At 42.1% G+C, this 6625-nt stretch carries 7 protein-coding genes; all 7 read right to left on the bottom strand.

Annotation, left to right across the window (positions count from 1 at the left end; genetic code table 11):
* Nucleotides 1–221, bottom strand: a 221-nt coding sequence (locus tag RM549_RS19090) for a hypothetical protein (RefSeq protein ID WP_311687678.1), incomplete at its 3' end; no start/stop codon positions are given.
* Nucleotides 222–250: 29 nt separating this feature from the next.
* Nucleotides 251–1492, bottom strand: coding sequence for a hypothetical protein (locus tag RM549_RS19085; RefSeq protein WP_311687676.1), 1242 nt, complete (start codon nucleotides 1490–1492; stop codon nucleotides 251–253).
* Entirely contained in the window at nucleotides 1489–3114 is a 1626-nt protein-coding gene (locus RM549_RS19080) for a DUF4396 domain-containing protein (RefSeq protein ID WP_311687674.1), read from the bottom strand. The genes RM549_RS19085 and RM549_RS19080 overlap by 4 nt, the downstream gene beginning before the upstream one ends.
* 9 nt (nucleotides 3115–3123) lie before the next feature.
* On the bottom strand, nucleotides 3124–3459 hold the full coding sequence (locus RM549_RS19075; protein ID WP_265164169.1) for a hypothetical protein: 336 nt from the start codon (nucleotides 3457–3459) through the stop codon (nucleotides 3124–3126).
* Nucleotides 3460–3470: 11 nt separating this feature from the next.
* Nucleotides 3471–5069 carry a PQQ-dependent sugar dehydrogenase family protein gene (locus RM549_RS19070; protein WP_265164168.1) on the bottom strand — a complete coding sequence of 533 codons (1599 nt, stop codon included), beginning with the start codon at nucleotides 5067–5069 and terminating at the stop codon, nucleotides 3471–3473.
* A 1077-nt stretch (nucleotides 5070–6146) separates the two neighbouring features.
* A complete protein-coding gene (locus RM549_RS19065) occupies nucleotides 6147–6416 on the bottom strand; it encodes a hypothetical protein (RefSeq protein WP_311687673.1) in 270 nt (89 codons plus the stop codon).
* Nucleotides 6417–6530: 114 nt separating this feature from the next.
* A partial coding sequence (locus tag RM549_RS19560) for a four-helix bundle copper-binding protein (RefSeq protein WP_432264723.1) occupies nucleotides 6531–6625 on the bottom strand: 95 nt, incomplete at its 5' end.

The following is a 6625-nucleotide window of genomic DNA, read 5'->3' as shown; positions in this document are numbered from 1 at the left end:
CCGAAAAAGGTGGCTGGGCCTCGATTTCCTGCCGACATTTGCCCTAAACCTACCACAGACCATGCACCGTCGGCTACCATCCAGGCAATGAACCCAATTAAAATCCCACCTACGATAGCACCTTTAAGCGCCATGGAGAGCATCGATGGATGATAAAAGAGCTGTCCATGAGGATCTCTGTCTGTCCTCTCCAGCATTAGGTCAGGTTCTTGTTTCTTCATTTTCTGCTGCTCGTTTTGTTTTTCCATTTTTAATCTTTTTTTTCCTGTAATGTTGGCGCCTCAGTTAAATAAGCCGAAGTATCGGCCGGAATGTCAAAAGGCGATAGCAATCGGTCCAACTTTTGCTGGGTCGCCAGGCTTACAGAGGTGGTATCCCCAATGATCCATGCGAAATTGAGAATGGTCTGCTGTGGTCCCGTCTTGAAGGGTTTGACCATTTTCAGGTAATCAGCTGTGGCCTTGGGTACACTATCGGGTTCAACCAGTAAAATAGGCCCGTGTTTTCCCATGTGGCCCAAAACTGCTGCCGGGATCATTGATAACAAATCGTCTGGATTCCCAATGATGTAGTTATGTCCCGCCTGGGCAATTCCCCAGCCAAAAGAGCGGGGATCCCAGTCCCACCACCAGCCCCAGTTCCTGCCAAAGTCCTTGTAACCTGCATTCACTGCACTGGAAGCATAGACATTCGGCCCTGAAATTCTTCGTACCAGGCCATACTGCCCCAGTTCCTGTGCAACTTTATCTGAAATAACATCAGAACCTCCGGTCAAGTACATAAATGAGCCAAAATCCCCGTATCTCCTTTTCAAAATATCAATGGTGGCTTGAGGAACAGAATCACGGTAGACCCATGCAAAACCTCTGCCCATGTGTGCGTTCCAGCCCATTGGGCCAAGGCCATGTTTCATGCCATCAGGATGATCTATTGCTGAAATAACTACCTCGTCAGGGTGATCGGCCTTTAATGCTGCCTGCCACATATCGAGCACCGATGCCAGTTTTACCGGATCTTCCTCGTAAAAAGTCCGAACTTTGTATCCCAGGATTTCCCGTACTTTAATTACCTGCTCCTTCGGCACATTTACTGCATATACATCCATACGCTTATCCTGAATTACCCCGTCAGGCCTGAGACGTTTCATTTCCCGAAGCGTTTGTTCAGAAATGGTGTTATCTTCTGATAAATAAAGCAAAGGAGCATTTACCGGCATGTGCGTAATGCGGTTCATTGCCATAAAGGCAATCCTTTCGTCCTGGGGAGCCAGGATGATTGCTCCAACAGCATTGTCTTCCCTTGTGGCAGGATAAACCGTCTGGGACAACAAGATTGCCTGTTCTTCAGGGTTTCTTCCAGGCAGCCTCACCGTGTAAGCTGTAGCCACAGCCTCCTGTTGAAGGGGATGACTTCCTCCTCCTGGCCCTCCTTCCGTTTTCCCGCAAGCGGTAAGAAGTAAACCTAGTGCTATAATATAAAAATATCTAATCATACGTTTCCGGGTTTTAATTGTTTGCGGATAAAAATCCAGTTGAAGGGCCAGGCGACCAAAAAACCTATAAAGGAAGCCAGCCACATGCTGGCAAACCATAGAACATCGTCTTCCTTGGGCATCATGGGGATTTTGTTCATAAACATATACCAGGAAACCGACATCATCCCAAGGCTTACTGCCAGCATACTTAATGCTGTGGTAATCAAGGCCATTTTGGAAATTTTTTTAGCAGACATTCCCGGCATCATTGATTTTTTCATAGGATACTGAACCAGCGCCCATGCAATGAGTACTGCAAAAATGTACATGGCAATCATCATAATGGGCATTCCAGCTCCCAGCCAAAAAAAAGTTCCTTCCATGCCTTCCCCAAAGAAAATGGGAAAACCGAACCAGACCAGGATGAACCCTACAACAATCATTAGAGGAGCGCCATATCCAAAGCCCATAATTGTAGCGGTAGCACTTTGTTGGTTATGGGAGCGTATCCATCTCCAGTCACCATCGTCAACTTCTTTTGCAGGCCTTCTGTATGAATTGATGTACAACACAGGTCCCAGTACGGGCAGCAGGAGCGAAGCCAGTGTCCAGCCGATTTTTATTGGCATATTGACCATAGGCAGGAAATAAAGGGAATGGATCCAAACGAACAGGGCAGAAGCAATGCCCCAGATAAAAAAGATGGACAATAAAGCTTCGGTATCCCCTAAAGCTATAGGGCCCATACTGGCGTATTCTGCTTTTTCCAGCGAAAAATCCAGGCGCCCCTGTGCTGCATAACTAATCCTGTTACTAACGAACCAGAAGTGGCGAAAAGGGCCTTCTGAAGGAGTGACAAACCAATCTGCCCTCTGTGCAAAAGCATAGCGGTCCAGCTCGCCAGAGATTCCGCCGTCCTCTTCAGCATAGAGTAAAGAGGCATTGTTGCTTACCGCATAAGGAATTGCGGCCAATCCTTCTAAAGCGTCTTCGGGTGTGGTAAGCACATAATGAAAATATCCATTGTCGCGGTCCACTTCACGACCCCATCCAAATTCGGTTTCTTCGTCCCTGTATTCAGCAAGTTTCAAAGCCAGTTGCTGGGGTGAGTTTGCGGAAATCCTTTCTACATCCCCAAAGTCGCTCAAAACTTCGTCAGGAACCATCTGCTCTGTTCCCAGTACATAGGCTTGCATTGCATTGGTGACATTTTCCCTACCTATAAGTTCCCCGTTATTGTAAAAAATTACCGGGGAACCATAAAAATAGGCGTAGTAGAGGGCAGGTAAAGACCATGCTAAAGCTTTTTTGTCACCTCCAGGCAAAATGATAACGTGCCTGGCTTCAGGATTGACGTTTAGGGAAGCTATAAAAAAGTCTTGCCAGTTTTCTTCTGAAGGAGCCATATTGGTAGTTTGTGCTTCTTCATACGGAATGGCAGTTTTTAAATAAGCATGTAAATCTGCAGGGCTTGCATTCACCAGCCGGGTAACGTTTTTTGTATGAGATATAAGGCGGCCTTCTGTAGCAGTTGACCCAGCCCAGGGGGCTACTTCAAGGTCTTCTTTTATCAGGTTTACAAGACCAAAACCAAGAACAAAGAATATTGTAAAAGCCACTATTGGATACGTCCACTTCATAATTTATATTTAAGGTAATACATAAGTAATTAACCAGAAAAGACCAAAAAATCCAGTGAGACCATAAACAATGGCCAATGCTTTCCTGGTGTTGATGTCCTTTTTTGCAAACATCGTTAGTGCGGGAATAAGTGCAATTACGAAAATCACCATCAAATTATAATGTTTTTCCATACTGTCAGTTGTAAAAGCATTAATGATTAAAGCTAATAGACCTAATGCTACCAGAACAACGTGGCTTAACCAGATCATTTTAGGCACCGACATATTCATGCTTAAGTGGGTAAAGGCCATAAAACCTAAAACCGCTCCTGCAAAAAGTAAAACTGTAGCTGTAATTTCCATTCCCGGTATTTTTATTGTTTGCTAATTTTCCAGATTACACCTGTAAAAGGATGGGCGTTCATTCCCGTATCGTCAAATTCGACTACTCCAAAATCCACGATATACAAATTTCCCTGAGAGTCCCACTCTAACTGAATAGGACGCTCCAAACCACCCCCCTGGTCAGCCGAGGCTGGAAGTCCGGATTTGTTGTAAATGAAATCTGTAGCTTTTCCTGAATTCAAATTTACCTGCTGTACCTTAAAACCCGGCCAATTATACTTTACACCTTCGGGAGCTTCAGATTCTGGCGGCACACCAGGCGGGCGGTGGGGATGATACTTCTCTCCTTTAAAAACCGGTACAATAGCTCCAAATTCAGCGACCAAAATTTCATTTTCGGGTACATCCATTGTTCCATGACCGAATACCATACCCTGAGTTGCTGCATGAGACGACAATTTTGCAAGAGGTTGTATAGGTCTGTTTTTACCTTTTAAAAGTTTGCGGTGAGTTTCAGGAGTAAGGACAAAATTCCGTTCTTCTTTTTTGACCCCAAAACGTTCTTCTGTAATTGGGAGCCCACTATAGAAATCAGGCCAACCATACCATTCCCCTTCTATCACTTCGTAAATAGGTTCCCAGTCAAACATTAATCCGCGTGGGGGCATTGGATTTGCACTGTTCATTGTAGTTATAAGTCTTCCGTCGGGACTAAAGCGATAGCCAAAGCTACTTCGGAATCCCCAGGCAATCCTTTTAATATTGGAGCCGTCTAAATCGCTTACATAAAAGGCTCCGTTTGCAATCTTTTCCCCAGGAATTACCTGCCCCGCGGTAGTGGTCTCCCCTAAAGCGGCATAGGCCCCTGTTTTTACAGAGTCTGCTTCTGTCATAGTAATTTTTGAAGTTGGAACCCAAAAATTTTGTCCGGTAAGCGTAATATCTTCACCTGGGATTTCTCTGGCATCAGGTTTGTTAAATTGGTCTATGACCATTACAAAATGTTCTTCAATTACCCCGCTGTTCCCCTGAGTGGAAAGGAACCAGTACATTTTTTCATCCTTAAAAATTGGTTTTGCATTTAGAAATTCACCCCAGGAAGGAAGCCCATTGATGATGGTTTCAAACTCTTTCGTTTCAAGATTGTAAACAGAATACCGGCTGCGGTGGGAGATATAGAGGTTGCCTTTGTAATAAGTTACTCCTGTTACAGGAGGAATTAGCCCTTCTTCCATATCCTCGGAAGATGCTGATTCCATTATTTCAGTCATTGGAACCACTTTATCGTAAAGTACTTCTACCTGCCCATTGGGGAATACTTTTAGAATACGTGCCTCCGGTGCTCGCGGAGGTTTAGTGCCGTAGGTATGGCCTCCTGCTTCAGCAATATAATAATTTCCTTCCTCGTCAAAGGTGACATCTACAGGGTAAGAGAGGCCGATATTGACAGCTTCTATAGTGAAGCCATCAGGGACAACAATGTCTGCTACCTCAATTACTCGCTGCGAAGGTTGGTTTACAACCTCTTCAGGAATGGCATTGTCTTCGTCTCCCCGGGTTTTTTCAGCATCTTTACACGAGATAACCGTAAAAAAAATAAAGAAATAGTAGAAGTATAAATTTTTCATTTCAAAGGAAATTTCTGATTGATATTTGATTCTAGTGAAGCTCCTGCTTCTTAATGCACAGGTCTTTTGGTGAGTTATTTCTATTTAGTTATGTTTATTGTTTATAATTTGATCAGTTTCCAGACCAAAAAAAAGTCCTTATAGAGAGTTCCCATCTTATTTTTCGTTCGAGTTACCAGATAACACACAATTTTATGTAATACAGTTTTATATTACTCTTGTATTTACATTTCATTGGCAGCTGTTGGGGCGTGCTGAATACAACAAAGGGCAGAGTTATCGGATTTATTCCAAATTAAAATTACAATAACATACAGTTAGGGAGACTTAAAATTTATGTGTAAAACGTTAGTTTTTATGGGTTTAATAATTTTTTAGTAAAAATTATTATCATTTGTTAAATAATTCTCATGTCAAAGTGTAAATCTTGAAGAGGTAAATTAACCGATAAAGCGGAGGTGATTCAGATTTATTTTTGAAAGGAGAGTGAAATTAAAATACTTAAAAATGGTTAAATCAAAATTTTTGAACCCTTAATAAGTAAGATATTTAATTTAAAGGCAACGATGAGGAAATAGTAAAGGTTTAAATCATTTCTAGTATCACATGTGCATCTTAAGCCGGTTATGCTAAAGTTTTAATGTAGCTCCTGTTAAAATATAAGAAGTATTATGTTAATTTATGACGTAATTATCCATTCAATACTGTGGCCCCTGGTAGAAATCCCAAGATCCTATGGAATTAGCCGCTAGTTGAAAGGTGATGCGTTACTCAGGTTGAGGTTTAAAGCTACTTGACATGCTGTAGACTGCTTCTGTGGACAGTTTCAGGACAATCCTAACTGATACCGAATCCTGAAAATGGTAATAGAAGGGTTAAATTGCTGTTCGAAACGGACACGATGCCACCACCCAATCCAAACATTACTGTTTTCACTACAATACTGTTGTAAAATTCTGGCAAAATTTTCCTGGTCCGAGTCAAAAGATTCCCTGAATCGATAGCGTATTCCAATGCTGACATTCGAATCTTCTCCGGTAGAATATTTGACCCATCAGTTTACTTATAAATGTTCAGTTACGTCTTCAGAAAAATTATTGGCATCAATTTCATCGATAAGAATTCCCTATTTGCCAGGCCTAATGAATAAGACCATTTTGTTTCAGTGGAGAAATTCACCGTAAAAGTTGGCTCCAACATTAGTGCCTCTGTCTTCTGAGAAAAGGTTTTGGGAGTGGTTAATAAGGAAAGAGCAATGAAAATCACATTTGCAGAAAAGAATTTCCTCATTGCAGCGAATTCGGAACATCCTAAAATAAAATTGTTGCTGTTTTTAATATCAAACATAACTTTGAAATTTTTGAGGTTGTCGGGGGCGGGAAAAAATCTTTGATTAAAATTAATAGGTAGAAAAGGAAGGCTGCTTTTTTGCAGCCTTTCAATAGTCTCATTTTACAAGTATTAAGCTGTGAAATTCCGGAGATTATTAGCACATTCTCTACAAGCCTGTGCACAGTCCCTACAGTGCTTTAAATCAAATTTTTCACACTCTTCCG

Source organism: Autumnicola patrickiae, assembly GCF_031846525.1.
In the GTDB taxonomy this organism is placed as follows: Bacteria; Bacteroidota; Bacteroidia; order Flavobacteriales; family Flavobacteriaceae; genus Autumnicola; species Autumnicola patrickiae.
This window is presented reverse-complemented; position numbering and strand designations above follow the sequence as displayed.